The 26,093-nt window shown below is 34.0% G+C and carries 22 protein-coding genes and 8 pseudogenes; 20 read left to right on the top strand and 10 right to left on the bottom strand.

Translation table 11 applies throughout. The features are described 5' to 3' along the window. Positions 1 to 51: 51 nt before the first annotated feature. Complete coding sequence (locus CAI20_RS05360; RefSeq protein ID WP_149168916.1) at positions 52 to 483, bottom strand: hypothetical protein; 432 nt, start codon at positions 481 to 483, stop codon at positions 52 to 54. Positions 484 to 908: 425 nt separating this feature from the next. On the opposite strand from CAI20_RS05360, the gene CAI20_RS06710 reads away from it, so the two are divergent. The 7 genes and pseudogenes from CAI20_RS06710 (at position 909) to CAI20_RS05325 (ending at position 6,354) form a co-directional block, all read left to right on the top strand. Beyond that, positions 909 to 1,094 (top strand): hypothetical protein, encoded by a 186-nt coding sequence (locus CAI20_RS06710; RefSeq protein WP_149168915.1) that lies wholly within the window; start codon positions 909 to 911, stop codon positions 1,092 to 1,094. A gap of 170 nt (positions 1,095 to 1,264) precedes the next feature. After that, entirely contained in the window at positions 1,265 to 1,675 is a 411-nt protein-coding gene (locus CAI20_RS06705) for a hypothetical protein (RefSeq protein WP_149168914.1), read from the top strand. A gap of 17 nt (positions 1,676 to 1,692) precedes the next feature. Beyond that, positions 1,693 to 2,221 (top strand): annotated as a pseudogene (gene rnhA, locus CAI20_RS05345) (ribonuclease HI). Continuing rightward, positions 2,212 to 4,080 (top strand): DNA mismatch repair endonuclease MutL, encoded by a 1,869-nt coding sequence (mutL, locus tag CAI20_RS05340; protein ID WP_149168913.1) that lies wholly within the window; start codon positions 2,212 to 2,214, stop codon positions 4,078 to 4,080. Before rnhA ends, mutL begins: the two are co-directional and overlap by 10 nt. 68 nt (positions 4,081 to 4,148) lie before the next feature. Continuing rightward, on the top strand, positions 4,149 to 5,087 hold the full coding sequence (gene wmk, locus CAI20_RS05335) for a WO male-killing family protein Wmk (protein WP_149168912.1): 939 nt from the start codon (positions 4,149 to 4,151) through the stop codon (positions 5,085 to 5,087). Positions 5,088 to 5,258: 171 nt separating this feature from the next. Next, positions 5,259 to 5,561: pseudogene (locus tag CAI20_RS05330) on the top strand (DNA repair protein RadC); the annotation flags it as partial. An 85-nt stretch (positions 5,562 to 5,646) separates the two neighbouring features. Continuing rightward, on the top strand, positions 5,647 to 6,354 hold the full coding sequence (locus tag CAI20_RS05325) for an IS6 family transposase (protein ID WP_149168876.1): 708 nt from the start codon (positions 5,647 to 5,649) through the stop codon (positions 6,352 to 6,354). 77 nt (positions 6,355 to 6,431) lie between these two features. Here the strand turns inward: CAI20_RS05325 and CAI20_RS06930 are convergent. Further along, positions 6,432 to 6,561, bottom strand: a pseudogene (locus tag CAI20_RS06930) (IS5 family transposase); the annotation flags it as partial. A 192-nt stretch (positions 6,562 to 6,753) separates the two neighbouring features. Here CAI20_RS06930 and CAI20_RS05315 point away from each other — a divergent pair. The 5 genes and pseudogenes from CAI20_RS05315 (at position 6,754) to CAI20_RS05295 (ending at position 16,241) form a co-directional block, all read left to right on the top strand. Continuing rightward, positions 6,754 to 7,268 (top strand): annotated as a pseudogene (locus tag CAI20_RS05315) (ankyrin repeat domain-containing protein). Positions 7,269 to 7,337: 69 nt separating this feature from the next. Next, positions 7,338 to 9,899: an ATP-dependent chaperone ClpB gene (gene clpB / locus CAI20_RS05310; protein ID WP_149168911.1), complete on the top strand. Its 2,562-nt coding sequence runs from the start codon at positions 7,338 to 7,340 to the stop codon at positions 9,897 to 9,899. A gap of 27 nt (positions 9,900 to 9,926) precedes the next feature. Beyond that, on the top strand, positions 9,927 to 14,597 hold the full coding sequence (locus CAI20_RS05305; RefSeq protein WP_149168910.1) for an NAD-glutamate dehydrogenase: 4,671 nt from the start codon (positions 9,927 to 9,929) through the stop codon (positions 14,595 to 14,597). A 5-nt stretch (positions 14,598 to 14,602) separates the two neighbouring features. Beyond that, entirely contained in the window at positions 14,603 to 14,893 is a 291-nt protein-coding gene (tatB, locus tag CAI20_RS05300; protein ID WP_007302915.1) for a Sec-independent protein translocase subunit TatB, read from the top strand. After that, complete coding sequence (locus CAI20_RS05295; protein ID WP_007302914.1) at positions 14,865 to 16,241, top strand: PleD family two-component system response regulator; 1,377 nt, start codon at positions 14,865 to 14,867, stop codon at positions 16,239 to 16,241. The genes tatB and CAI20_RS05295 overlap by 29 nt, the downstream gene beginning before the upstream one ends. A 22-nt stretch (positions 16,242 to 16,263) precedes the next feature. Here CAI20_RS05295 and recO read toward each other — a convergent pair whose 3' ends face one another. Continuing rightward, positions 16,264 to 16,992 (bottom strand): DNA repair protein RecO, encoded by a 729-nt coding sequence (recO, locus tag CAI20_RS05290; RefSeq protein ID WP_149168909.1) that lies wholly within the window; start codon positions 16,990 to 16,992, stop codon positions 16,264 to 16,266. Positions 16,993 to 17,188: 196 nt separating this feature from the next. On the opposite strand from recO, the gene CAI20_RS05285 reads away from it, so the two are divergent. Both CAI20_RS05285 and CAI20_RS05280 read left to right on the top strand, forming a co-directional pair. Further along, the gene (locus CAI20_RS05285) at positions 17,189 to 17,737 is read left to right on the top strand and encodes a hypothetical protein (RefSeq protein ID WP_149169012.1); all 549 of its coding nucleotides are present in this window, start codon (positions 17,189 to 17,191) and stop codon (positions 17,735 to 17,737) included. Between the two features lie 49 nt (positions 17,738 to 17,786). Further along, positions 17,787 to 17,880 (top strand): annotated as a pseudogene (locus CAI20_RS05280) (IS200/IS605-like element ISW1 family transposase); the annotation flags it as partial. Positions 17,881 to 17,983: 103 nt separating this feature from the next. Here the strand turns inward: CAI20_RS05280 and CAI20_RS05275 are convergent. Beyond that, positions 17,984 to 18,841: pseudogene (locus CAI20_RS05275) on the bottom strand (IS256 family transposase); the annotation flags it as partial. Positions 18,842 to 18,921: 80 nt separating this feature from the next. On the opposite strand from CAI20_RS05275, the gene CAI20_RS05270 reads away from it, so the two are divergent. Next, positions 18,922 to 19,788 carry an IS4 family transposase gene (locus CAI20_RS05270; protein ID WP_256365554.1) on the top strand — a complete coding sequence of 289 codons (867 nt, stop codon included), beginning with the start codon at positions 18,922 to 18,924 and terminating at the stop codon, positions 19,786 to 19,788. Here the strand turns inward: CAI20_RS05270 and CAI20_RS05265 are convergent. Beyond that, positions 19,751 to 20,582, bottom strand: a pseudogene (locus CAI20_RS05265) (IS5 family transposase). The gene CAI20_RS05270 and the pseudogene CAI20_RS05265 overlap by 38 nt on opposite strands. A 120-nt stretch (positions 20,583 to 20,702) precedes the next feature. On the opposite strand from CAI20_RS05265, the pseudogene CAI20_RS05260 reads away from it, so the two are divergent. The 4 genes and pseudogenes from CAI20_RS05260 to CAI20_RS05245 form a co-directional block, all read left to right on the top strand. After that, positions 20,703 to 21,031 (top strand): annotated as a pseudogene (locus CAI20_RS05260) (IS630 transposase-related protein); the annotation flags it as partial. A 73-nt stretch (positions 21,032 to 21,104) separates the two neighbouring features. After that, positions 21,105 to 21,812, top strand: a complete 708-nt coding sequence (locus CAI20_RS05255; protein WP_149168876.1) for an IS6 family transposase — start codon at positions 21,105 to 21,107, stop codon at positions 21,810 to 21,812. A 67-nt stretch (positions 21,813 to 21,879) separates the two neighbouring features. Continuing rightward, positions 21,880 to 22,224, top strand: coding sequence for an ankyrin repeat domain-containing protein (locus CAI20_RS05250; RefSeq protein ID WP_149168908.1), 345 nt, complete (start codon positions 21,880 to 21,882; stop codon positions 22,222 to 22,224). Further along, positions 22,218 to 22,589: a hypothetical protein gene (locus tag CAI20_RS05245; RefSeq protein WP_149168907.1), complete on the top strand. Its 372-nt coding sequence runs from the start codon at positions 22,218 to 22,220 to the stop codon at positions 22,587 to 22,589. Before CAI20_RS05250 ends, CAI20_RS05245 begins: the two co-directional genes overlap by 7 nt. A 587-nt stretch (positions 22,590 to 23,176) precedes the next feature. Here the strand turns inward: CAI20_RS05245 and CAI20_RS06575 are convergent. The 5 genes from CAI20_RS06575 to CAI20_RS05225 form a co-directional block, all read right to left on the bottom strand. Further along, on the bottom strand, positions 23,177 to 23,323 hold the full coding sequence (locus CAI20_RS06575; protein WP_167495307.1) for a hypothetical protein: 147 nt from the start codon (positions 23,321 to 23,323) through the stop codon (positions 23,177 to 23,179). A gap of 70 nt (positions 23,324 to 23,393) precedes the next feature. Next, complete coding sequence (locus CAI20_RS05240) at positions 23,394 to 24,101, bottom strand: IS6 family transposase (RefSeq protein ID WP_149168876.1); 708 nt, start codon at positions 24,099 to 24,101, stop codon at positions 23,394 to 23,396. Between the two features lie 67 nt (positions 24,102 to 24,168). Then, entirely contained in the window at positions 24,169 to 24,384 is a 216-nt protein-coding gene (locus CAI20_RS05235) for a hypothetical protein (RefSeq protein WP_149168906.1), read from the bottom strand. Between the two features lie 408 nt (positions 24,385 to 24,792). After that, a complete protein-coding gene (locus tag CAI20_RS06700) occupies positions 24,793 to 25,005 on the bottom strand; it encodes a hypothetical protein (protein ID WP_230440375.1) in 213 nt (70 codons plus the stop codon). Between the two features lie 13 nt (positions 25,006 to 25,018). Then, on the bottom strand, positions 25,019 to 25,264 hold the full coding sequence (locus CAI20_RS05225; protein ID WP_149168905.1) for a hypothetical protein: 246 nt from the start codon (positions 25,262 to 25,264) through the stop codon (positions 25,019 to 25,021). Positions 25,265 to 25,314: 50 nt separating this feature from the next. On the opposite strand from CAI20_RS05225, the gene CAI20_RS05220 reads away from it, so the two are divergent. After that, on the top strand, positions 25,315 to 26,022 hold the full coding sequence (locus tag CAI20_RS05220; protein ID WP_149168876.1) for an IS6 family transposase: 708 nt from the start codon (positions 25,315 to 25,317) through the stop codon (positions 26,020 to 26,022). Positions 26,023 to 26,093: the final 71 nt, after the last annotated feature.

Here is a 26,093-nt window from a genome sequence, read left to right as displayed (position 1 = left end):
TATAACACTTAAGAAGTTTAATGCCAGAAAGCAGGTTATACAACGGATACGTCATCTGCCTTTTCCTTTATATTTACCCTTAGTTGAAGACTGAGCTTTTATAAATAGCTCCCAAAATCCTTTCTTATCACCTTCTCTGTGTATCAATTGTGCAAAATGTTTCATTAAACTATTACCCATCATAACCATCTTTGTCCATTTGCCTAACGGTTTTGCTATATCAACTATTTCTAGATCTTCTTTGTAAACTTGCATATTCTTTTGTTTCTCCCTTAGCATTTCCTGTTGTTTCATCAACTCTTTTTGCTTATTTTTTTGATATAATTCATTAAATCTTCTATTTTCTTCCCATTCTTCTTTGAGAACTTTTAGAGGAAATATAATTTTTCTAATGTGATTTTTGTATATTTTTTTCAAAAAGAGAAATACTGCAATTACAGCAAGTAATATTGTACTATATGTAATGATTTGTCCGAACGGCATTTTTATACTCAGCTTATTGGCAAGCGGTATTTATAATTATACCATAACTATAGAAATTTTACAATTTTTTTCTGGATAAAGATAGTAGACTAAAAATTTCTAAAGAACAAAAGCAACGTATTTACGTACAGGCTATCAACTACTACACTCAAAACTGACAAGTGATTAATCATTGGAGAAGGAATCACGGCTCTCTAATGAATAAAGATGGACTGTGTCAAGCTGGTGAGTAAGGTGGAAATTGAATAATTGTTGGTTATCATGCTAGATCTAAAATATAAGTTATAAAATTTTTAATCATTTTGGCTTATAATAATTTCTAAGTTAACCTGAGATTTCCTGAGCTGTGGTTTCTTTTACCCATGTTGAATTCTCAGCTTTTATACTCTAATTTAATTCCAGTTTTGACTGTATAGGAGGTCACAATGTCAAACAATATCTATAGCGATCAAGTTAATAATAGTAATTTATATGCCAACAAACTTTTTTATGGTGAAGAGGGTGAGCAAGTCGAAAATCTAGGAGATCAGGTTGCGGAAGAAGAGGATGCTGTGGAATCACAAAAAGAAATTACAAAATTAGAAGAAGAAGTTGATAAGTTAAAAAAATAAGTTCAAGAAGAAAGAAGGTAGAGGCAGAATTTAAAGGTAAGTTAAAAGAAGCTGAGAATAAAGCTAATAAGGTAAAAGAAGAAAATGATAAGTTAAAATTACAGTTTCAAGAAGAAAGAGAGAAGGTAGAACAAACTAAGAATGAAGCTGAGGCAGCAAAAGAGGAAGTTTTGAGGTACAAAATTGAACAGGAGAAAGAAGAAGTGATGCAGAGTAAGATTGAAGGAGTAAAAGAAGAACTTTTAAAGTGTAAAATTAACATGGCAAAAGCAGAGACTGAGTGGTATAAAAAAGCAGCTGAAGAATGTAAAAATGAGAAAAGAATCGGTACAGATAAACCTAGTATTAAGGTAGGGAATGAAAATGATAGAGGCAAACATGTTACCAATGAAGGAGGGAATGAAAGTGGAGAAATTACATCTCTAGAAATAACACCAGATCTTAGCCTGCCAGGAATTTGTGGGCCTAAGGCTACTTTGTATAAATCGAATAATAAGGACAGGTTCATTAGCTTCCCACACCTTTACATGATAAAGATCTTGAAACTTAATGTCAACATTTCGGTGGCAAATTTATGTTGAATCTATATTCTGTAAGTATGGGCGAAAAAAAGAAGGTTATAATATATACAGATGGAGCATGTTCTGGAAATCCAGGTCCTGGTGGATGGGCAGCTGTGATGATGTATGAAAATAAAAGTGTCTTTATCAAAAAACGTATCTCTGGAGGTGAAAACGAATAACAAAATGGAGTTAAAGGCTGTGATTAACGGGCTAAAGATGTTGAAAGTTTCTTGCAAAGTTGTTTTACACACTGATAGTCAGTATATTAAACAAGGTATAACAGAGTGGATCAATAAGTGGAGAACAAATGGTTGGAAGACAGCCAATAAAAAATCAGTAAAAAACGTTGAGTTATGGAAGGAATTGGATGAAATTGTCTTGCAGCATGATATTAACTGGAAGTGGGTTAAGGCTCACAGTGGTAATACCTATAATGAAGAGGCAGATAGACTTGCTAGAAAGGAATCTAAAAAGCTAAAATATAGAGATTGTGAGGTCAAGAAATCACCAAAAAATAGAGGGAACTCTAAGTTTCATAGATTGGGTGGAGTATTATGGCAATAATTCTTTTAGACACAAAAACTATAAATCGTATAGCAGCGGGAGAGGTAATAGAAAGGCCAGCGAGTGTAGTAAAGGAATTAGTAGAAAATGCAATAGATGCTGGAAGTTCAGAGATAGAGATCAAAATAGAAAGTGGTGGACGTAATCTTATAACTGCGACAGATGATGGAAATGGAATAGAAAAGGACGACTTAGAACTAGCATTTATGAGGCATGCCACTTCAAAATTAAGCGATAGTGAGTTAATAGAAATCAAGCACCTTGGGTTTAGGGGAGAAGCTTTACCTTCAATTGCAGCAGTAAGCAGAATGAAATTATCATCCAAGGCAAGTGGAGCAAAGGAAGCATGGTCTATAAGATATGAGGGAGGAGAAAAAATAAGAGAGATTACCCCTTGTTCTTTGTTGCAAGGTACATATATTGAAATTCGTGACTTATTTTTTGCCACACCAAATAGATTAAAATTTCTAAAAACCGAGAGGGCAGAAACACAAAGCATTGTTGACATTGTAAATAACTTAGCAATGATTAACTATAGTATTGGGTTTACTCTCACTTCCGGTAATAAAAAGCTCTTAAAATATGTTAAGCAAACTTCATTATTTAACAGATTATGTGAAGTAGAAGAAGAATTTCAGAGCAATTCGCTGGAAGTAAAAGAGGAAGAGGAAGGCATCAAACTTACGGGACACATCTGTAAACCAACTATTAGTCGTGGTAATTCAACTCAGATCTATACGTTTGTTAATGGAAGGCCAATAAAAGACAATCTACTCATTGGTGCAATTCGATATGCGTATCAGGACTTTATTCCAAGTGGGAGGTATCCTTTTGCAGTGCTGCACTTAGAGATACCATACAATCAAGTAGATGTAAATGTGCATCCAAATAAATCAGAGGTAAGGTTTCAGAACAAGAGGCTAGTATATGAAATAGTGAGAAGAGGGCTAATAAAAGCGTTGTCAATGAGAATAGGTACTTCTTCAGTGAGTGATATTGATGGATCTAGGTGTCAAGGTATTGGAAAAGAACTGGGTGGTTCGTTTTTTGATGTTAGTGAAAGTCAAAGGAATAATGAGCGTGTTAATAATGGAAAAAGCAGAGAAGTAAAGGGTCGAAAAGAATTTTACGAAAGAAGGCCAAGTCCTTTTGAGAATCAGCTAATGAAAGAATTCAACTTGCCAAATGCAGGAGAGAAAGGCTTATCAGAACGGTCAGAATCATTTGACTATACTGGTATACAGAGATTACCGCTACAAGCGGAGACTATGGTTTTAGAAAGGGAGCAAATTGATTTAATGGAGGATCATCCTCTGGGGTATGCATGCTGTCAAATCTATAATACTTACATTATTGCTGAGGCTAAAGGCAAATTAATTATAGTAGATCAGCACGCAGCTCATGAGAGATTGATATACGAGTGCTTAAGGCAAAAATCAAGCATAAAAAGACAAAAACTTCTTCCTGAAACAGTTGAAATTAAAAACCAAGCTGGAATGGGGATGGTTAAAACTTATAAAGATGAGCTTTTTGAAATGGGTTTTGATATTGAAATACAATCAGAAGATAAAGTAACGATAAAAGAAATACCTGCAATCTTGGGAACAATAGATATAAAAGAGATACTAGTTGATATAGTAGATAAGTTAATGGAAATGAAAGATACGTTGCCAATAGAGGATAAGGTGAATAAAATATCAGCCACAATCGCTTGCCACGGAGCAGGAAGAAAAATGAAATTGGAAGAGATGAATGAGATACTAAGACAAATTGAGAAAACTCCATATTCTGATCACGGAAGACCAACGTATATAGAAATGAAACTAAGTGATATAGAAAAATTGTTTGAAAGGAGATGAGTTCAGTTTGTCAAAAAGGTTGCCAATTAAGTATACGTAACAGCTCTTCTGGTTATGGAGTATAAAATGTGAAAAAAGAGAACAAATGCTCTAATTTTTTAGATTACAAAGTGATAGGACAGGAAGTAAGAAATCTTAGATTAGCAAAGGGATATACTCAAAAAGATTTAGCAAAAAAAATCGGAACAACATATCAGGTAATACTGCAATATGAAAAAGGAACACGCAGAATTTCAATTAAGAAGTTATATGAATTAGCAGAAGCATTATCAACAACTGCTAGAGATCTAGCTTGCGGACAAGAAGTATCAAATGAGGAAAGGTATGAGGAAGAAGAGATATTAAATCTAGTAAGAAGACATAAAGAGATTAAGGACCAAGAATTACGTGAAACGTTTTATTTATTAACTAAATTCATCCGTATTAGTGAGGAAGAAAGTGGAAAGGCAGTAAAAGTAGAGGTGGCAAAGGGTTTAGTTAAGGAAGGAATTTCTGCTCATGTTATCTCTCAAACGACCAGTTTATCTATTGATGAATATGATAATGATGAGAAAAAAATTTCTATTCCGTATAAAGTAGGTCAAAGAATAAAAGAATGGAGGTTGAGAAGAGGATACACTCAGGAAGATTTAGCAAGTAAAGTGGGTATAATAAATCAAAGAATATATGAATATGAACAAGGACGAGCTGGTGTTTCACTTGAAATGTTAGATGAAATAGCAAAGGTACTATTAATTAATATTACAGATCTGCTTCCAGAAACAAGAGAAAATGAGAATAGTGAAGCAGAGCTATCAAGGTTAATAGAAGAATACAAAAAGATTAAAAGCCAAGAACTACGTAATGTACTAATAAAATCTCTGTTTGAAAGCATACAAGTTTGCAAAGAGAAAGTGAAGAGAGTAGAAAAGATGAAAATTGCAAAGAATTTAGTTAAGGAAGGAATTTCTATCAATATTATTTTAAAAACAGTGGGCATCTCTTTAGACGAAATTCAACAAATTTAAAATAAAAAAATCAGTATCTATTAATATCTTTACTTTTTGATGAAAAAATAAGTAAAAAAGATTTAAAAATTGATTTGACTTCACTCAAAAGCTATGGCCTTATGCCAATGCTGACAAAAAAACAGCAGTAAATATATAAAAACATTTTGTTATTAGTGAAGGGTAATTTTTATGAATAATAAGAAAAGTAGTAAGGATCGTAGAGAAGAAATAGAATTCAGAGCATTAGAAAGCAACGGTAAAGCTCTACTTGATCGTGAAGTAATAGAAACGTTTCTAAGTGCAGTGCATGAGAGGGAAGAAGCTCGAATTATTGCTAGAAAGCTAATAGATAGTTTTGGAATAGGAGGAGTTTTAGGCCAGGAAATAGATGACTTGAAAACTATAGAAGGGATAACTGACTCTACAGTAGCAGTAATTTTATGCCTAAAGGAAGCTGCAAAAAGAGTACCAAGAGAAGAGTTAAAAAAAGGGGTTCTGTCGCATCTATAGAGCGAAGTCAGTTTCATTTGTAGGAAAATAGAAAAGAAGTAATATAATCATCTTTAAAAAAGCAAAGATGTTGCGTATTAGTCCAAAATTATTGCCCTATTTCAAAGGATTTAGCTTTTCAGCAGAGATAATAATGTTATCAGTATACATGAAGTGTCGATTTTCTTTGAGCTATCGAGATTTGGAAGAAATGATGAGTATAAGAGGAGCGAAAATTGATCATGCTACGCTACAAAGGTGGATTATCAGATTTGTGCCACTGATAGATGAAGAGTTGAGGAAAAGGAAGAAGCAGGTTGGCAGTAGCTGGAGAATGGACGAGACCTACATAAAATTAAACGGTAAATGGGTTTATCTATACAGAGCACTAGATAGTCTCGGCAATACTGTAGACTTTCTGCTGTGTACTCGTAGAGACAAGTCTGCAGCACTTGCATTCTTTCGTAAAGCCTTTAGAAGGAATAATCTTCCTGAGAAAGTAGTAATTGATAAAAGCGGCAGTAATATTGCTGCTCTTGATGACTTGAATACGGAAATTCCTGAACCTTATAGAATCACGGTTTTTCAAGTAAGATATCTAAATAATATTGTTGAACAAGATCATAGATTTATCAAAAAATTAATAAAACCAATGCTTGGGTTTAAAAGCTTCCATTCTGCAAAGATTACCATCACAGGCATAGAAAATATTCGTATGATTCAAAAAAGACAAATTATTAAAGCTAATGATAATGGTTCTACTTTTGAAAATTTTGCTATGTTAATGGCTCTATAACTCTCATAATTCCAGTTTTTACAATCTTCTTGTACTACAATTTATAGATGCGACAGAACCCCTTATCGCTATAAATCTCCAGGAATTTTTTCTGAACTTTCGTACCAGTTTTCTATAGCTTCATCGATAAAATGAAAGACATTTCCTCTTTTTTCTAAAAATTGATTATACTCTTTAATGATTACTGACCTTCATCTTCTTTGGCATATACTCTACACAATGTTCATTTCTTAATAAAGTAACCACTTTCTTTAGATTTTCTCCCTTTTTTCTCCCATCTCTACTCGCTATGCAACAAAGCCAACTCAGGTTACCTTACTATGTTGTCATCATCTTTGAGTAAGTAATGTTAATAAAAAATGAGTAAATGATCTATTTAATATTAAAAAGATGTTGAATATGGATAAATTGAGTCAAGATACAAAAAAAAGCTGCATTTTTGGTGGCTTATAACATTAATAGTATGTATTATTGCTACCTATTACTACATGAAGTCAAAAGCTGCAGATAATTATAAAACGATATTACGCATTGCTTCTCAAAATTGTAACTTAGAAACTGTAAAATTCTCAGTAAAAAATTTATTAGATACTGATACACACATGCCTAAGTTAACTGCGTTACATTATGCTGCAGAAGGGGATATTTAGAGATAGTTAGGTTTTTAATAGATGAGGGAGTTAACGTAAACATTATTAACAAGTATGTAAGCACAGCACTACATAATGTTGCATATTATGGTGATTTAAGGATTATCAAATTTTTGCTAGAAAAAGGCGCTAATCCTAACATTATAAACGATGATGGAAAAACCTAGAAATGTAGCTGTGTTAAGGTCAAGGCATAACAAAGATAAGCCCTACGATCAAATATTCAACCACTATGGATTAAAATCCATAGTGGTTGAATGCTGAATGACTTTAAGTTTAAAATTGAGAAAGTAGTTGTTATATATATCAGCAAGTATGAGTTAAATTTGTATTATGGACTTGAATAAATTTACCGAAAAAGCAAAAAGCCTAATCCAGAGCGCTCAAATGAAAGCATTGGGAGCTGGGCATCAGATTTTTATGCCTGAACATTTACTTAAAGTAATGCTTGAAGATGAGTCAGGTTTAGTTCAGGATTTGATAGGCACCTGTGGTGGAAATGTTCAGAATATTTCTGATGCTGTGAGTAGTACAATTAAAAAGTTTCCAGTGGTTGGAGGACCAGGTAGTGTTGGACTTCAGCTTTCAAGAGAGGTAGCAAAAGTTTTTGATGATTCAATTGGTATTGCGAGGAGAAATAAAGACACATTTGTTACTGTTGAGCGGTTGTTGCAGGGCCTTGCTGCACAAAAAGATGAAATTGTAGGTAAAATTTTAGCAGAAGGTGGTGTAACACCGCAAAAATTAAATTCAGTTATTGCAGAAATGAGAAAAGGTGGCAGTGCAGACTCTCCAAATAGCGAGGAAAAATTAAATGCGGCAAAGAGGTATACAAAAGATATTACAGAGCTTGCTATGCAAGGTAAGCTTGATCCTGTAATTGGTCGTGATGAGGAAATCAGAAGAACTATGCAGGTATCGTTGAGGCGAACAAAAAATAATCCAGTACTGATAGGTGAACCTGGTGTTGGAAAAACTGCAATAGTTGAAGGTTTAGCAAACAGAATTGTTGCAAATGATGTACCACTTGGTTTGCGTGATGCAAAAGTTTTAGCTTTGGATCTTGGTGCATTAATTGCTGGAACAAAATTTAGAGGGGAGTTTGAAGAGAGACTAAAAGCAGTGATTAATGAGATTTTAAAAGCAGAGGGCAAAGTTATTTTGTTTATAGATGAGCTTCATACTTTAGTGGGAGCAGGAGCGACAAGTGGTGCGATGGATGCTTCAAATTTGCTCAAGCCTGCTCTTGCGCGTGGAGAAATTCGCTGTATAGGGGCTACAACTTTGGATGAGTATCGTCAACATATAGAGAAAGACCCTGCGCTTGCAAGGCGTTTTCAGCCTGTGTTTATTTCTCAACCGACTGAGACTGATACTATTTCAATACTGAGGGGTTTGAAGGAGAGGTATGAGGTGCACCATGGTATTAGAATCACAGATGGTGCAATAATCGCTGCTGCAACGCTTTCTAATAGATATATAACAGATAGGTTTTTACCTGATAAAGCGATCGATTTAATTGATGAAGCAGCAAGTAGGGTTAGAATTGAAATGGACAGCAAGCCTGAGGTTGTTGATGAGCTTGAAAGAAAGATTATACAGCTGAAAATTGAGTCAGAGGCTTTGAAAAAAGAAAGTGATGAAAACTCTAAGCAACGTTTAAAAAAGATAAATGAGGAAATTGAGAGTCTAAACAGTAAATTTGCTGACTTAAGCAGTAAATGGCAGATGGAAAAGAATAAAATAGCTAAAATACAAGAAACTGCTGAAAAATTGGATAATGCGAGGAAAGAGCTAGAATTGGCTCAGCGGAATGGAAATTTAGGAAGGGCAGGGGAATTGATGTATGGTGTGATTCCTCAACTTGAAAATGAGTTAAAAAATCAGGAAAAAGTTACTGATAGTTTCCTAAAGAAAGAAGTTACTGAGAGTGATATTGCAAATATTGTTTCAAAATGGACAGGCATTCCAGTTGATAACATGATGCATAGTGAAAAGGAAAAGCTCCTTAACATGGAAAATGAAATAGGAAAAAGAGTAATAGGGCAGAGAGATGCAATTGAAGCGATAAGTAATGCAGTAAGGCGCTCCCGTTCTGGTGTTCAGGATACTAATCGACCTTTTGGTTCATTTTTATTCTTAGGTCCAACCGGAGTTGGAAAAACAGAGTTAGCAAAATCTCTTGCCGAATTTTTGTTTGATGATCAATCAGCACTTCTACGCTTTGATATGTCAGAGTATATGGAAAAACACTCCGTTTCAAAGTTAATTGGTGCGCCTCCAGGATATGTTGGTTATGAACAAGGTGGCAGATTAACCGAAGCAGTAAGGAGAAGACCATATCAGGTAATTTTGTTTGATGAGATAGAAAAGGCAAATCCAGATATATTTAATATACTACTGCAGATTTTGGATGAAGGTAGACTAACCGATAGCCATGGCAAATTAATTGATTTTCGTAATACCATACTAATTTTAACTTCTAACCTTGGAGCTGAGATGATGCTAAGAGGAGCTACCGAATCTGTGAAAGATGAGGTGATGAAAATAGTTAAGTCAGCGTTTCGTCCAGAATTTTTAAATAGACTGGATGAAATTATTATATTCCACAGCTTAACCAAAGATGACATTGATAAAATTATAGATGTTCAATTCTCTTATTTACAAAAGATGCTTGCTAAGCGTAAACTGAGTATTAGTTTATCGCAAGAAGCTAAAGGACTAATAGCACAAACTGGATATGACCCTGAATATGGAGCGCGGCCTCTGAAAAGGGTAATACAAGAATGCATTCAAAATAATCTAGCTAAGTTAGTTTTATCTGGGGAAATAGTAGAAGGAGATGAGCTAATAGTGTATACTTCTGGTAACGAAATCTTAGTTAAAAAGATCTAGATTCGCTGTGTATTTTTGTTTTGAAAAATGTGTATAAATCATAATGTTAATGTTGAGTCTTTATTTAAGCTAGTTGATCAAGGGAATAAAAAAGAGAAAGAAAAAATTAAAGAGTTTATACAGTACTTTTATAATTTTGTTTATAATAGTGACCTAAAAGTCAACGATAAATTTCTTTTATACATTGCAGAAGATGCATACAACTTCATTCTTAAAAAAGAAAAAGAAGAAAGTAAATTGGCAGTAAGTAATGTAAATGATATTTCAGGAATAGAAGGCAATTTCACTATAATTAAAATCACAAATTATGACATGCCCTTTTTAGTGGATTCTGTCATTTCCACTATTAAGTCAAACGGTTTAACTATATGCTATTATAGTAACAGCATAATTAATGTTCAAAGAAAAAATAGCCTAATAGATAAAATTCATCTTTTAGAAGAAAGTAATGGAATCAAAGAGTCAGTAATATATGTAATTATTAAAGGCATAAGCGGTAGCTTTGTTGATACACTAGAAGAATCTCTACGAAAGACGCTAAAAGCAGTTAACTGCGTTGTAAAGGACTGGCAATTGATGCTCAAGAAGCTTCTTGAGCATCCGGCATTGGATGCTGGAGGCAGAGATTTTCTAGCTTGGTTGAAAAATAACAATTTTGTATTTTTAGGTTATCAAGAATACATTACTAATAAAGAAGGGAAGCTTGCTCTAAGTGGTAAGGAGAGCCTCGGGTTAATGAGAGCAAGTGAAGAGTACCAAAATTCATCAATTTTTTCTGAAAGCTTGAATTCTTTATACATACTAAGATCAGACCTAATCTCAATAGTTCATCGGCGTACCTATATGAATTGTATAGGAGTGAAAGAATTTAATGATCAGGGTGATGTAATAAGGGAACAGCATTTTTTTGGGCTATTTACTTCTATAGCAGAAGTGCAAGATATTCGAACTATTCCGGTAATAAAGGATAAGGTTACAACAATAGAAAAAAAGGCAGGATTTGTTCCTGGTGGCCATAACAATAAAGCTTTAATTTCCATTTTACAGGCATTTTCTTGTGACGAATTATTCCAATCAAATGAAGACGAGTTATTTGAAATTTGCACCTCGATCATGTCTCTTGCGATTAGACCAAGAGTCAAATTATTTTTGAGAAAGGTAGGGAACTTTATTAGTTGCATAGTATTGATACCGATGCGTTATGCTAGTGCAAGACTAATGTTTAAGATACGCGATATATTGAAAGATGAAACGAATGCAGAAAGTTCAGATATTTATAACAATCACATTATCAATGAATATGATTTGATGAAATTACACGTGGTGCTAAGAACCAAAAGCGCTAGCATTTTTGATGATGAAGTTTTGCGTATCGAAAACAAGTTAAGAAACATTACAGAAAAGTGGGAAGATCGTTTTATAGACAATTTATATAATACTTTTAGCACTGTTGAGGATATATTTATCCGCTATTGCAAGGCATTTCCGATAAGTTATCAAGAGAATTTTGAACCTCATGATGCGTATTATGATATGAAAAAATTGGAGATAGTGAGAAAGAAAAAAGTCAGCGAAGTTGATTTGAGGCTTACTCGTGACAATCTCAACTATCAATTGAAGGTTTACACTCCAAGCAACGGAGGCCTTGAATTGTCAAAGATATTAAAGGTTACTAAGAATTTAGGGGCTAAGATTCTATCTCATAATGGTTATTATATAGAAATCAACGGTGGAATATGGATACATCATTTTGTGTTGTCAAGAGTTGATGAATTAATAGACAACATTACTTTAAAAGAGCAGTTTGAGGTAACACTTGTAAAAGTGTTCAGCAAGGAAATAAAAAATGACTATTTTAACAGCTTGATCATTATTGCTGGGCTCGAGTGGAAGGAAGTACTTCTGATTAGAGCGCTAAGCGCCTACCTAAAGCAGACATCATTTAGCTATAACCCAGAATATATCCAGAAAGTAGTATCAGAGTATCCAAAAGTAGTAAGGTATTTAGTAGAATTATTTCATTCAAGATTTGATACTAAAATAGATATTGATAGGGCAGAAACTACTAGCATTTTGATAGAAAAAATTGAAGAACTACTAAAAGAGATCAGCAACGTTTCAAATGATTACGTTTTGCGTTCGATATTTAACTTGATAATGGCAATTTTGAGAACCAGTTATTATCAAGATGATAAGCCATACTTATCTATCAAATTTGATTCAAGTAAAATAAATGGTTTACCTGACCCGCGCCCATACCGTGAATTGTATGTTTATTCAAACCTTTTTGAGGGAATACATCTAAGAGGAGGGAAGTTGGCTCGTGGTGGTTTGAGATGGTCGGATAGAACGGAAGATTTTCGCACTGAAGTTTTGGGACTCATGAAAGCCCAGATGACAAAAAATGCGGTCATTGTACCTGTTGGCGCAAAGGGTGGGTTTGTAATAAAGCAAGTTTATAAAGACAAAAACATTTCAAGGGAGAAAGGTGTTGAATGCTATAAGAATTTCATCAGAGGAATGCTTGATATTACTGATAATGTAGTTGATGGCAAAATAACTCCACCAGAAAATGTGATTAGGTATGACGAAGATGATCCATATTTGGTAGTTGCAGCAGATAAAGGCACTGCTTCATTTTCTGATTATGCAAACGAAATATCCTCTGAATGTAACTTTTGGCTCGAAGATGCATTTGCATCTGGTGGATCAGCAGGTTATGACCACAAAAAGATGGGTATTACAGCAAGAGGTGCATGGATTGCAGCACAACGCCATTTTTGGAGAATGAATAAGGATATTTACCAGGATACAACTGTTATTGGAATTGGAGATATGGCTGGCGATCTATTTGGGAACGGCATGCTGCTTTCAAGAAATATGAGTTTAATTGGAGCATTTAATCATATGCATATTTTTGTTGATCCAAATCCTGATGCGGAAAAGAGTTTCGTGGAGCGTAAACGGCTCTTTGAATTACCGTTTTCCACTTGGATGGATTACAATAGAGATTTGATTTCTCATGGTGGCGGGGTATTTGAACGTAGTAGCAAACAAGTAGAAATTTCTCAAGAAATGAAAAAGTGCTTTGATATAACGGAAGATACATTATCTCCAAATGATTTGATTCGATATTTGCTCAAGGCAAAAGTGGATTTCATATGGAATGGAGGAATTGGCACCTTTGTTAAGGCAAAAAGTGAAAGCCATGGCATGGTTGGCGATAAAGCAAATGATGAATTAAGAGTAAACGGTCATGATATTAGAGCTTCTATGTTTATAGAGGGTGGCAACCTTGGTTGCACGCAGCTTGGAAGGGTAGAATACGCTAAAATAGGTGGGTATATCAATGCAGATTTTATTGATAATTCAGCAGGAGTAATATGTTCTGATCTTGAAGTTAACATCAAGATTGCTTTTGTTGCAATTATGAAAGAAGGGGGAATTTCCTTGGAAAAAAGGAATGAAATACTGGCTAGCATGATAGATGAAGTTGCATCTAAGGTACTTGAAAACCATAACAGGATTGAAACAAAAGCATTGCTTCTTGAGTGCTTGCAAGCTAAAGAAAAGTTGGAGCAGCACCATAAATTATTACTCAGTTTAGAGAAATTTGGGCTGCTAAACCGAGATGTAGAATTTCTTCCAGCTGAAGAAGAGGTAGCAAGAATGTTAACTGATGGAGAAGGTTTCAGTTCTCCTCAGCTTTCTGTTCTGATGTCTTATGCAAGAACAGCAATAAAAAATGAAGTTATACACTCTGAGCTACCTGAAAAAGATTTTTTGTGCCGTGATTACTTACTAAATTACTTTCCACAAAGGATGGTAACAGAGTTCAAGGATTCCATATTGAAACACCAACTTTGTAGGGAAATTATTTCTACTTGCATTACAAACGATGTAGTAAATAGGATGGGCTGTATATTTATTAATAATTTGGTTGAGAGTACTGGAATTAAAGTACATGAAGCAGTTAACATATATATCGTTGTTAATCACCTATATAATTTAAGTAGCCTTTGGCAGAAAATTGATGAATTGGATGGAAAAATTGATGTTGATTCATATTTGCAAGTAGTGAGAAGTGTGCAAAAATTTATTGGTAGGGTATCATTTTGGTTAGTAAAAAATCTTGGTAAGCTTAATCTTGTAGAACTAGATGGTGTTACAAAATTTAGGGGTGCAATTGAAACTTTAGGCCATGATATTTTAGATGATCGCCTGTTAAAGATCTATAATCATGGATTAACCTCTTTGGTAGAGCTTAACATAAATAAAGATCTAGCAAAAAAGGTTGCTGATTTACATATTCTTATTTATGCGCTGGACGTTATATCTGTTGCTGAGCAGACATCTTTGTCCATCCTTGAGGCTGGTAGAATATACTTTGAATTAAAGTCGCTGCTAAGATTTGATATGATTAGAACAGTTGCTGGCAAGATGAAAAGCCATTCTTCCTATTGGGATCGCAGCTTAATTAATGATTTATTAGATGATTTAAGCAATTATCAACATAAGCTAGCTGTTAAAGTTATAAAAGCTACTGATAATCATATAGATAAGGTTCAAACTTGGGCTCTTAATGATAAGGATTATATAGAGCGTTACAATAGCTTTTTAGATGAGATGGTTGCTTCTAAACTTGATTTAAGTAAATTAATACTCATAATCAGGAGAATTAAAGTACTTGCTTCATAGGAAAAATGTTTAATATAGGTCTTTCAGAAATTTTAGTTGTAGCTTTAGTGAGTATAATTGTTTTTGATAAAAGTAAAGTACCTGTATTTCTTAATCTTATTAAAAATATATATAGGTATTTCTGGGTTGTAAAATCAAGAGTTAGGAAATTGTTGAAGGATACCGGAATTAAAGAATTATATGAAGGGCATAACGTTGAAAAAGTCAATTACATAATTGGTGAAGATGGCAAGCTTTATCCTACTTACAATGTAGATAGTACAAAAAATGACAGCAAAAATCCTAGTAGTAGATGATATACCATCTAATGTTAAGCTTTTGGAGGCTCAGCTAAAAGCAGAGTACTATACAGTTATTGTAGCTTATGATGGCGAGGAGGCGATAGATTTAGTAGCGGAACAGCAGCCAGATATTATCTTACTTGATGTCATGATGCCAAAAATGAGTGGTTTTGAGGTTTGTAAGAAGCTAAAGAATGATCCCTTAACGACTTATATTCCAATCATTATGGTAACTGCGCTGCATGACACTCATGATAGAGTGGAAGGAATTAATGCTGGTGCGGATGACTTTCTAACTAAGCCGATAGATGAAACTGCTTTATCTGCAAGAATTAAGTCTCTTGTGCGCTTAAAGATGATAATAGATGAGTTGTGCTTGAGAGGAGAAACTAATGCTGAGATTGGTGGAGTAGCAGAAAGCAGTATTATGGATTATTCTAATCAGATTTTTGATGCTAACATACTTGTTGTAGATGAGGACACCTTTCAAGCAGAGCAGATACACAATGTTCTAAAGCAACGCTTCAGATCAATTAAAATACTGCACGATCCAAAAGAAGCATTAAAGGTTGGTATTAAGGATAATTACGACCTGATTATTTCTGACATGCAGTTTTCAAAAACTGACGGCCTACGGTTGTGTTCTAAGTTTCGTAGTAAAGTAGAAACACGTTATACACCAATTCTGATCCTTTCTGAAGATTATGATAAAAGCAATTTAGTAAAGGCACTTGATGTAGGTGCTAATGATTATTTAACAGTACCTTTAGATGAGAGTGAATTAATAGCTAGGGTTAATTTGCAAGTGAAACGCAAAAGGTATCAAGATGCCTTGAGAATGAATTTATTTAATAATGTAGAAATGTCTATAAAGGATCCATTAACTAACTGTTATAATAGAAGATATTTTGATGCACACTTAAGAAATATTGTTAAGGATTCTGTGGAAAAAGATAGAAGTTTATCTCTTATGATACTTGATATAGATTATTTTAAGATGGTGAATGATAACTTTGGGCATAATGCTGGAGATGAACTTTTAAAGGAAATACAGAAAAGAATTTCTGAAAATATCAGAGTGACAGATTTATTAGCTAGGTTTGGTGGTGAGGAATTTGTTGTTGTAATGCCAGATACCAATGTATCAGATGCGTATACTATTGCAGAGAGAATAAGGAAAATTATTGCCAAAGAACCTTTTATACTTGTGGGTAAAAATACAACCCATAATGTAACTGTGAGCATTGGAATTTCAGCAATGCAAAGATCTGACCTTGATGATGTTAAAAAATTTATAGTACGTGCTGACAAATATTTATATAAAGCAAAAAACAGTGGTAGAAATAGAGTGGTTACTGGTTGAAGTTCTTTCAAATAAGTAGTAACTAAGATTCAAATGATAGCATAAAATTTCTCAACTCCGGAAATTTCGCATTTAACTGTAGAAATAGATATTTATTTAAAAAATACCCTGTAATTTTTAGCCCTAGTCTGAATTCTTGATATGAGTAGCTATTTTGTAGGTTGTTATTGTATACATCGTGCAACATCTGTGGAAAAGGTAGTAATTTATCTGCATAACAGTCACCTACTTTTTTTGACACTGCTCTACCAGTTTTTGGAGAAATAAATTGTAGATTTTCTTTCACACCTGTTACAGCACATTTTGATAGGTCTAACTTAAATCCAAGTTGCGTAAGAAGCAGAAGCTCTAAGTTAAGGTAATGACTTTGCCAAAACTGGCTATTATGTTTTATTACATCGATGAAGTGTCTAAAATTATCATATAACTTGATGCAGGATTCACTTTCTGGAAGCACTTTTTCTAATATAGACGAGAAAGAAACAATAGCAATGCTTTTTAACCTATCTTGAAAGAAATGATGAAGTGGAGATTCAATCAATTCGCACTTTAAAAAACCTAGATTTTCAGGTAATTTAGCACTCCATTCTGCATGTAATAGATTGCTTATTTGAAACTTATAATTACTATTATTTGTTAACCTAGTTAATCCTCTGCACTTTCCATGATTTTTTGTAAATAGAGAAAGAATTAAATTTTTATCACCGTATTTTTTAGCAGCTATAATAACACCTTCATCTTTCCATCTCATTTAGAGTATATTAACCGTATGATATTATAGAGATAATAAAATTAGTGTAGCAAATTTGGGTTTAAGTCAACTGAAATATATTGACTTTATGTGCAATATTAGCTTTAAACCAGTAAAACAAGCTGCTCAACATATGCGCCCTCTCTATTTTAATTATATTCTTCTTTTATCTCTATGTTGTTTTTTGCTTTTTTCAATGAAAGCCCAACCGGATGATTCGTCAGTTATTCCTATACCACAAAGAAAAAAAGAATTAGTTGAAGTAGTACAACCGAGGCAAATTATTGAAATACAGGAAATTGATGAGGGTATTCCAATTCCCAAAAGAAAAAAGGGTGTAGAAAGAAAACTAAGAGAAGACATCAAAGAGGTGAAAAATGAAATAAGAGATAAGAAAAATATTGAGAACAAAGATGATGAATTGGCTGTAACAGAAATTATTAATTCTATAAGGGATAAACTGACAGAGTGTTGGAGCATTCCTGAGGGCATAGTTTATAAAGAAAATTTTAGTATAAAAATTAACTTATTATTATCCAGTAAAGGCGAGATCGTTGTAGCCAACGTAGCAGATAGTAGTTCTTATCAAAATAATCCTCTTTTTAGATCAGCAGCAGATAATGCAATGCGTGCAGTATATAAATGTAGCCCGTTAATTGGCTTACCTGCTGAGCAGCATCACATTTGGCGCGAAGTCACGTTAGATTTTATTGTCCCAAATTTAGGAGAAAAACACTGGACTTAAAGTCCATCCTTTTAAGAATATAATTTTAAGGTGAAAAATCTCAAAGAATGTGGAATATTATAGAAAAAGCAGTCACTCTGTATATATATCACATAGTGTGGATAACAAAATATCGATATCCAGTACTAGTTGGAGATATTGGATGGCTTTGTTGCATGGCTACCAATGAGAAGGTGTGATGTAAGGGATTTACGAGGCAAATTCGAATAGGCGGGAATGTTCAAAAAAGTGTGTCAAGCCGCATTTTTAGTTCAACTCAATTTTCAATCTGTTGGGAAAGAAGATGTCAAGTTGAGACATAGTTAAAGCCCAATTAGGGAGAGCCATAATCCACTTTTGCTCCACTTTTTTTATAGCACAATATACCAACTTATACAAGGCATTTGTACTAGTAAATGAGCCCTTGGTTTTAATGAATTTCCTGATTCGTCTATGCAACCCCTCAATTGGATTGGTGGTATAAATTAGCCTTCTAACAGGGCCAGAATACTTAAAATAACCAGACAAATTTTCCCAATTGTTTTGCCACGATTTTATGACCAAAGGATATTTTCACCCCATTTTTCTTCCAGCTCAAGCAAATAATTTTCAGCGATTTCTTTACTTGAAGCACGATATATTTTTTTCAAATCATTCATGAAAATTTTCACATCTTTGCTGGATACATATTTCAATGAATTTCTTATCTGATGCACTATACATATTTGTACTTCTGCTTTGGGAAATACACTATTTATAGCCGCAGGAAAACTTTTTAGACCATCAACACATGCAATCAGAATATCCTCTACCCCTCTCTCTTTTAGGTCATTTAACACTCCTAACCAGAACTTCACTTTCGGCTAAATAAAAGCCTAGTACTTCTTTTCTGCCATTTTGATCTATGCCTAATATATTATACATGCATTTACTTACACAATGCCCGTCCTCCTTGACTTTGAAAAACATGCCATCCATGAATACTATTGGATATACAGATTGCAGTGGACGACTGCGCCATTCATTGATTAACGGCAGTAATTTGTCGGTAATACTTGATATCTCTGCTGCCGATATTTTGTGGTCATACATCTCCTCTACATGCGATGCTATGTCCCTATACCCTTACTATTACCCACAAATGTAAATGGACTTATAAATAAAGGATTAGAATATTAAAGTTTGTGAATATTGAGGGTATAAAAATGGCAAACAAGGGTAATGAATGGGCTAGAAATGAATTGGGGGATGCTGCACTTGGAGATAAAAGACTGACAGATCGATTAGTAAATATTGCTGATAGTTTAATAAGTTTACCTGAAAGTTCAATCAATCAAGCATGTGGAAGTTGGTCAGAAGCAAAAGCAGCTTATCGTTTTTTTCAAAATGAGAATGTAAAAGGAAGTGATATCTTAACATCGCATATTGCAAAAACTGTTGAAAGAACAAAAACTCATAAAAGGATTCTTGTGATTCAGGATACAAGTTGCATTTCATATATGGGACATGAAAAAATAAGAGGATTGGCAGTTGTTTCAAAAAAACAAAGTAAAGGTATTATGATGCACACAGCTTTTGCGATTAGTACAGAAGGCTTGACATTAGGAATACTAGACCAAAAGCTTTACTCGAGACCATCTATATCTAAAGAAGACCAAGAGCTAGAAAAAAGAAGACGTTGTAGAAACATTAGTATTGAAGATAAAGAAAGCATAAAGTGGCTAGAAAGTTTAAAGAAAACAAATGAAATTATAGATTCAACTCAAACAGAAACTATAACGGTATGTGATAGAGAAGCAGATATTTATGATTTTTTTGAGCTTGCTTACCGTCTTAATTCAGCGGTTTTGATAAGAGCTTGTAGAAACCGAAACGTAAATAAAACATCTAGGTATTCTCGAGAAGAAAAATTATGGCAATTTATAGAAAGGGTTCCTTGTACTGGAAAAGTAGAAGTTGAAATTCCGGCTAGAGATAACAAGCCAAAAAGGATAGCATCTTTAGAAGTTAGAGCTTGTCCGCAAACCATTAAATTCAAGCATATTCCCTCTTTAACATTAATCTATTCATAGCCAGATATATAAAATTTTCAGTAGATGTTGTCAGCAAATCATATTCTTTCGATAGCCTCCTATTCCTATTTATCCAAGCAAAAGTCCTTTCTACAACCCACCTTCTCGGCTGCACTTTAAATCCTGGCTCCACTTTTGGTAATAGCTCTGGTGGTGTATCTTTATGCACCCAAAATCTGCACGGGGGCCTTTTGACAATTTCAATTTCTATGTCATATTCTCTCTTTATGTGATCCTTTAAATCTTTTCCTTGGTATCCCATATCAGCCCACATCCTCCTAACATTAGTGTGTTTTCTCCTCATATTATCCAGCGCTATTTTCACACCATCTCTGTCATTTTCATTCGCAGCTCCGACATAGCAACCAAGCACAAGCCCTTGAGTATCGGTGACTATATGCCTCTTTCTACCTTTTACTTTTTTACTCCCATCATAACCTTTGACCCCCCTTTTTCTGTCGTTTTTACCGATTGACTATCTACTATACAAGCACTTGGCTCCTCATTACTTCCCATTTTGACCTACTATATTTAGTGATATCATAATTCACTTTCTCAAAAATTCCCTGCTTCTTCCATCTCCTAAATTGTTCATATACTGTCTTCCATGGCGGAAAATCGTGCGGTAAATAGCGCCATTGACATCCTGTGCGTAGTACATAAAAAATTGCAGACAATACCTCTCTTTTGCTATGTTTCAGAGGCCTTCCTCCTTTCTTGTATGATACTCTAAAGTTTCTCTCTATTAGCGACCACTCTCTTTCACTTAGATCTGTTGGATACTTTTTTCTCATTTCTAACCCCATTCTAAAACTCATATACTATCCCTTTTCTTGTTTGCGGACAAGCTCTTATAGCACTTCTCATAATAGTCCAAAAAAGGTAAGAATGGATTTATAGTAGTGATGGTAAGCATGCCAGCAGCATATAGTTATGACTTAAGGAAAAAGGTAATGGAAGCATTGGATGAAGGAGAGAGTGGAGAAACTGTTGCCAAGAGATTTAAGATTGGAAAAACAACTTTATATGAGTGGAAGAAAAGACGTGAGAAAACGGGAGATTTTCAATCAAAAAAGCCTGGAAGCGTGGCATAAAATTACCGACTGGAATGCATTTGCCGAATTTGCAAATGAGCAAGGTGGCAAAACTCAGTCAGAGATGCTGGGGCAATATTAGTAGACAAACAATTCATCGAGCACTTAAAAATATAGGATTCACAAGAAAAAAAAGGGTTCTGTCGCATCTATAGAGCGAAGTCAGTTTCATTTGTAGGAAAATAGAAAAGAAGTAATATAATCATCTTTAAAAAAGCAAAGATGTTGCGTATTAGTCCAAAATTATTGCCCTATTTCAAAGGATTTAGCTTTTCAGCAGAGATAATAATGTTATCAGTATACATGAAGTGTCGATTTTCTTTGAGCTATCGAGATTTGGAAGAAATGATGAGTATAAGAGGAGCGAAAATTGATCATGCTACGCTACAAAGGTGGATTATCAGATTTGTGCCACTGATAGATGAAGAGTTGAGGAAAAGGAAGAAGCAGGTTGGCAGTAGCTGGAGAATGGACGAGACCTACATAAAATTAAACGGTAAATGGGTTTATCTATACAGAGCACTAGATAGTCTCGGCAATACTGTAGACTTTCTGCTGTGTACTCGTAGAGACAAGTCTGCAGCACTTGCATTCTTTCGTAAAGCCTTTAGAAGGAATAATCTTCCTGAGAAAGTAGTAATTGATAAAAGCGGCAGTAATATTGCTGCTCTTGATGACTTGAATACGGAAATTCCTGAACCTTATAGAATCACGGTTTTTCAAGTAAGATATCTAAATAATATTGTTGAACAAGATCATAGATTTATCAAAAAATTAATAAAACCAATGCTTGGGTTTAAAAGCTTCCATTCTGCAAAGATTACCATCACAGGCATAGAAAATATTCGTATGATTCAAAAAAGACAAATTATTAAAGCTAATGATAATGGTTCTACTTTTGAAAATTTTGCTATGTTAATGGCTCTATAACTCTCATAATTCCAGTTTTTACAATCTTCTTGTACTACAATTTATAGATGCGACAGAACCCCTAGCAATGGTAAAATTACTTCTTGATCACTGTGCAAACGTTAATATTCAAGAGAGTGAAAGTTATGCAGAACATAATTTTGGTTATGGACGCACACCCTTAATGTCAGCTGTTGTAGCTTGTAATACAGAGATAGCAAGGCTTTTACTTGATAATGGTGCTGATGTTAGTATTAAAGGCCGCGGTTTAACAGCATTGGATTTTGCTAATACTAACAAGGATAAATGCCCAGAAATGTTAGCTTTATTGAAAGAAGGTAATATTAAAAATAGTGATAGCAGAAATCATTGCACATTTACTATGGCAACAAGCAGTGCAACAAAACCTTCTTTTTTATTAATAGTATGTTGAATTGGGTAGGAGCTTCAACTACTGCTGCACTCAGTGGCGTATTTCAAGGCACTCCTGCTTTACCTTTTGCACAACAGCCCATTACCTATTTAGGTGAAAACTCAATCAATTCTTCACAGGTTGGTTTTGGTGGAATGGCTTTTCTAGCTGATGTGGCAATTAGAAAGTTCACTGGGCAAAAATATTCAAGGCCATTCGATGATTCGCTTTTGACATTGGAACAAATTAAAGAAAGAAGGCTTAGCGCTATAGAGAAAGATGTTAAAATGGCAATTAGTAAGTTTGAGAGGCTTGATCAGTGTCCTAGGAGCTCGCTAAGCAACACAACAATATCTAAAGGCATGGATTATCAAAAATCCTTTTAATTCTATCTGAGAAGGCTTTGTTAAATAACTACTTGTGAGGATGTAGGCGTAGAAAACTCAAAATGTACTGTAAGCTATATGCTTAACGCAGAAAAATGGCAGGAGGGTTTAGAAATATTGAGTTAATAATTTATAGATTCTTCTGAAGAAATTATTTTTCTTTCTCGGTGTTTATTATCTTTTAAGTATAGTTTTCTGTGCTAGATCCAGAAAAGGTTATCTGCTTCACATTTTCTACTTTTTCGAGTTTTGTATTTGACAGAACTTCCTTTATCAGACCCACCACATGATTCAGCGGGAGAAGTGCGTTCAGGGACATTTAGGTCTTACGCAATAACTTTGGAGTTCTGGAATCGTTTCATATGCATATTTAAGATTATCACTATTTTTATTATATAATTAAGTTTCAGTTCCTGTAACACAGGTTTACCTCCATTCTTTGTTTGAAACTATTACACATAACATAAGAAAAACTAACCTCTTTTTCAGCCAATACCAGGCTAGTTTTTCTTTCAATTCTAAATTTGTTTTCAACTTGAATTATCATTTCTTATTGAAATTACGTTTATGGAATTACTCAAATCATACTACACTATACTAACTTGATCAGAACTCATAAGCACTTCTTCTTGACTAGCCATAAGCTCTTGTAACTTATTTTCCTGCTTTGCAAGGCACTCAAGTTTCTCTAATTCTGTATTATTATATTCAATGCATCCAAGCTTTGCTGACATCAATTCAGCTGGTTCTGTCGCATCTATAAATTGTAGTACAAGAAGATTGTAAAAACTGGAATTATGAGAGTTATAGAGCCATTAACATAGCAAAATTTTCAAAAGTAGAACCATTATCATTAGCTTTAATAATTTGTCTTTTTTGAATCATACGAATATTTTCTATGCCTGTGATGGTAATCTTTGCAGAATGGAAGCTTTTAAACCCAAGCATTGGTTTTATTAATTTTTTGATAAATCTATGATCTTGTTCAACAATATTATTTAGATATCTTACTTGAAAAACCGTGATTCTATAAGGTTCAGGAATTTCCGTATTCAAGTCATCAAGAGCAGCAATATTACTGCCGCTTTTATCAATTACTACTTTCTCAGGAAGATTATTCCTTCTAAAGGCTTTACGAAAAAATGCAAGTGCTGCAGACTTGTCTCTACGAGTACACAGCAGAAAGTCTACAGTATTGCCGAGACTATCTAGTGCTCTGTATAGATAAACCCATTTACCGTTTAATTTTATGTAGGTCTCGTCCATTCTCCAGCTACTGCCAACCTGCTTCTTCCTTTTCCTCAACTCTTCATCTATCAGTGGCACAAATCTGATAATCCACCTTTGTAGCGTAGCATGATCAATTTTCGCTCCTCTTATACTCATCATTTCTTCCAAATCTCGATAGCTCAAAGAAAATCGACACTTCATGTATACTGATAACATTATTATCTCTGCTGAAAAGCTAAATCCTTTGAAATAGGGCAATAATTTTGGACTAATACGCAACATCTTTGCTTTTTTAAAGATGATTATATTACTTCTTTTCTATTTTCCTACAAATGAAACTGACTTCGCTCTATAGATGCGACAGAACCATAGAATTTAATTGATCACTAAATTTTACATCCTGTTCAAAGCTCCAATCACTTTCCCTACATTTACTAATGCATGCACTACGTAGTTCGTTATTATCCTGATGACTTTTAAGACATGCGTGTATGCAATGGTAATATTGTTCATACGCTTCTTCTCTAGTATTATACGCAGCAGCACTTTTTGTATTACTTTTCATAATATTCTCCTTAATTAAAAAACTAGTATAATATTAATATATAACTGTGAATTTTATACTAAATATAGTACATCTTCTTTTCAGAACAACATAAAAAATCAAACTACCCATACCCTCTCCTAGCATTTGGTTAACCAGCAATCATTTATCGCTCTGCCGTAAGAAGTGTTAGCCACTGCCAAGTATAGCCCTTCCCAGGTTTTGTTGAATGGCAAGGAATAAGGAGGAGTAATGAAAGGAATTTACGAGGCAAATTTGAAAATAGGCATACCTATATCAGTAAAGTTATTAATAAAATAGCATTTTAAAAGCACCTCTTGAGAGCGATTTACCTCAGATTTATTCTTAAAACTAAATCCAAATGTTTTTTTGAGCCTCAGGAAAAAACTCTCGATACGTGAACGTATTTCATACCTTGTCTTCTTTTTCCAGTGGGTAAGTTTTCCTTATACTAATGTTGTTGTTTCTTTCTGATAGATAATCTATATTGCTGCAGATTTTTGCATTTTTTCTTGGCTTTATAATGGGTTTCAAATTGTATTGATTGCACAACTTATATAAATTATCTGTATCATAAGTTCCATCTGCACGCAGAGACTTAATCTTATAGATATCACCCATTTCCTTTAGTATTTTAGATGCTATCATGTGAAAGAAAATTAGTATATCGAACTGCTATTGCCTTTTTGCTGTTTACGTCCAAAGCAACATATAGCTTTCTTATTTGATCTGTACCATTATACTTCCTTATCTTGGCGTTATCTTTGTTATGTTGAGTACTGTTACTATAAATATGCATTACAGTACTATCTATAGCAATTTCAATATTCTCTATGTCATTTTTGGTTCTGTCGCATCTATAGAGCGAAGTCAGTTTCATTTGTAGGAAAATAGAAAAGAAGTAATATAATCATCTTTAAAAAAGCAAAGATGTTGCGTATTAGTCCAAAATTATTGCCCTATTTCAAAGGATTTAGCTTTTCAGCAGAGATAATAATGTTATCAGTATACATGAAGTGTCGATTTTCTTTGAGCTATCGAGATTTGGAAGAAATGATGAGTATAAGAGGAGCGAAAATTGATCATGCTACGCTACAAAGGTGGATTATCAGATTTGTGCCACTGATAGATGAAGAGTTGAGGAAAAGGAAGAAGCAGGTTGGCAGTAGCTGGAGAATGGACGAGACCTACATAAAATTAAACGGTAAATGGGTTTATCTATACAGAGCACTAGATAGTCTCGGCAATACTGTAGACTTTCTGCTGTGTACTCGTAGAGACAAGTCTGCAGCACTTGCATTCTTTCGTAAAGCCTTTAGAAGGAATAATCTTCCTGAGAAAGTAGTAATTGATAAAAGCGGCAGTAATATTGCTGCTCTTGATGACTTGAATACGGAAATTCCTGAACCTTATAGAATCACGGTTTTTCAAGTAAGATATCTAAATAATATTGTTGAACAAGATCATAGATTTATCAAAAAATTAATAAAACCAATGCTTGGGTTTAAAAGCTTCCATTCTGCAAAGATTACCATCACAGGCATAGAAAATATTCGTATGATTCAAAAAAGACAAATTATTAAAGCTAATGATAATGGTTCTACTTTTGAAAATTTTGCTATGTTAATGGCTCTATAACTCTCATAATTCCAGTTTTTACAATCTTCTTGTACTACAATTTATAGATGCGACAGAACCGCTGTGAGTGT

It is taken from the genome of Wolbachia endosymbiont of Chrysomya megacephala (assembly GCF_008245065.1).
Taxonomy (GTDB): Bacteria; Pseudomonadota; Alphaproteobacteria; order Rickettsiales; family Anaplasmataceae; genus Wolbachia.
This window is presented reverse-complemented; position numbering and strand designations above follow the sequence as displayed.

Bases quoted from the DNA above. Each gene is read 5' to 3' on its own strand.
- CAI20_RS05360 (WP_149168916.1), bottom strand. From the start codon at position 483: ATGCCGTTCGGACAAATCATTACATATAGTACAATATTACTTGCTGTA.
- CAI20_RS06710 (WP_149168915.1), top strand. From the start codon at position 909: ATGTCAAACAATATCTATAGCGATCAAGTTAATAATAGTAATTTATAT.
- mutL (WP_149168913.1), top strand. From the start codon at position 2,212: ATGGCAATAATTCTTTTAGACACAAAAACTATAAATCGTATAGCAGCG.
- CAI20_RS05325 (WP_149168876.1), top strand. From the start codon at position 5,647: ATGTTGCGTATTAGTCCAAAATTATTGCCCTATTTCAAAGGATTTAGC.
- clpB (WP_149168911.1), top strand. From the start codon at position 7,338: ATGGACTTGAATAAATTTACCGAAAAAGCAAAAAGCCTAATCCAGAGC.
- CAI20_RS05305 (WP_149168910.1), top strand. From the start codon at position 9,927: ATGTGTATAAATCATAATGTTAATGTTGAGTCTTTATTTAAGCTAGTT.
- tatB (WP_007302915.1), top strand. From the start codon at position 14,603: ATGTTTAATATAGGTCTTTCAGAAATTTTAGTTGTAGCTTTAGTGAGT.
- CAI20_RS05295 (WP_007302914.1), top strand. From the start codon at position 14,865: ATGACAGCAAAAATCCTAGTAGTAGATGATATACCATCTAATGTTAAG.
- recO (WP_149168909.1), bottom strand. From the start codon at position 16,992: ATGAGATGGAAAGATGAAGGTGTTATTATAGCTGCTAAAAAATACGGT.
- CAI20_RS05285 (WP_149169012.1), top strand. From the start codon at position 17,189: ATGAAAGCCCAACCGGATGATTCGTCAGTTATTCCTATACCACAAAGA.
- CAI20_RS05270 (WP_256365554.1), top strand. From the start codon at position 18,922: ATGGCAAACAAGGGTAATGAATGGGCTAGAAATGAATTGGGGGATGCT.
- CAI20_RS05255 (WP_149168876.1), top strand. From the start codon at position 21,105: ATGTTGCGTATTAGTCCAAAATTATTGCCCTATTTCAAAGGATTTAGC.
- CAI20_RS05250 (WP_149168908.1), top strand. From the start codon at position 21,880: ATGGTAAAATTACTTCTTGATCACTGTGCAAACGTTAATATTCAAGAG.
- CAI20_RS05245 (WP_149168907.1), top strand. From the start codon at position 22,218: ATGTTGAATTGGGTAGGAGCTTCAACTACTGCTGCACTCAGTGGCGTA.
- CAI20_RS06575 (WP_167495307.1), bottom strand. From the start codon at position 23,323: ATGTCAGCAAAGCTTGGATGCATTGAATATAATAATACAGAATTAGAG.
- CAI20_RS05240 (WP_149168876.1), bottom strand. From the start codon at position 24,101: ATGTTGCGTATTAGTCCAAAATTATTGCCCTATTTCAAAGGATTTAGC.
- CAI20_RS05235 (WP_149168906.1), bottom strand. From the start codon at position 24,384: ATGAAAAGTAATACAAAAAGTGCTGCTGCGTATAATACTAGAGAAGAA.
- CAI20_RS06700 (WP_230440375.1), bottom strand. From the start codon at position 25,005: ATGGGTGATATCTATAAGATTAAGTCTCTGCGTGCAGATGGAACTTAT.
- CAI20_RS05225 (WP_149168905.1), bottom strand. From the start codon at position 25,264: ATGAAACTGACTTCGCTCTATAGATGCGACAGAACCAAAAATGACATA.
- CAI20_RS05220 (WP_149168876.1), top strand. From the start codon at position 25,315: ATGTTGCGTATTAGTCCAAAATTATTGCCCTATTTCAAAGGATTTAGC.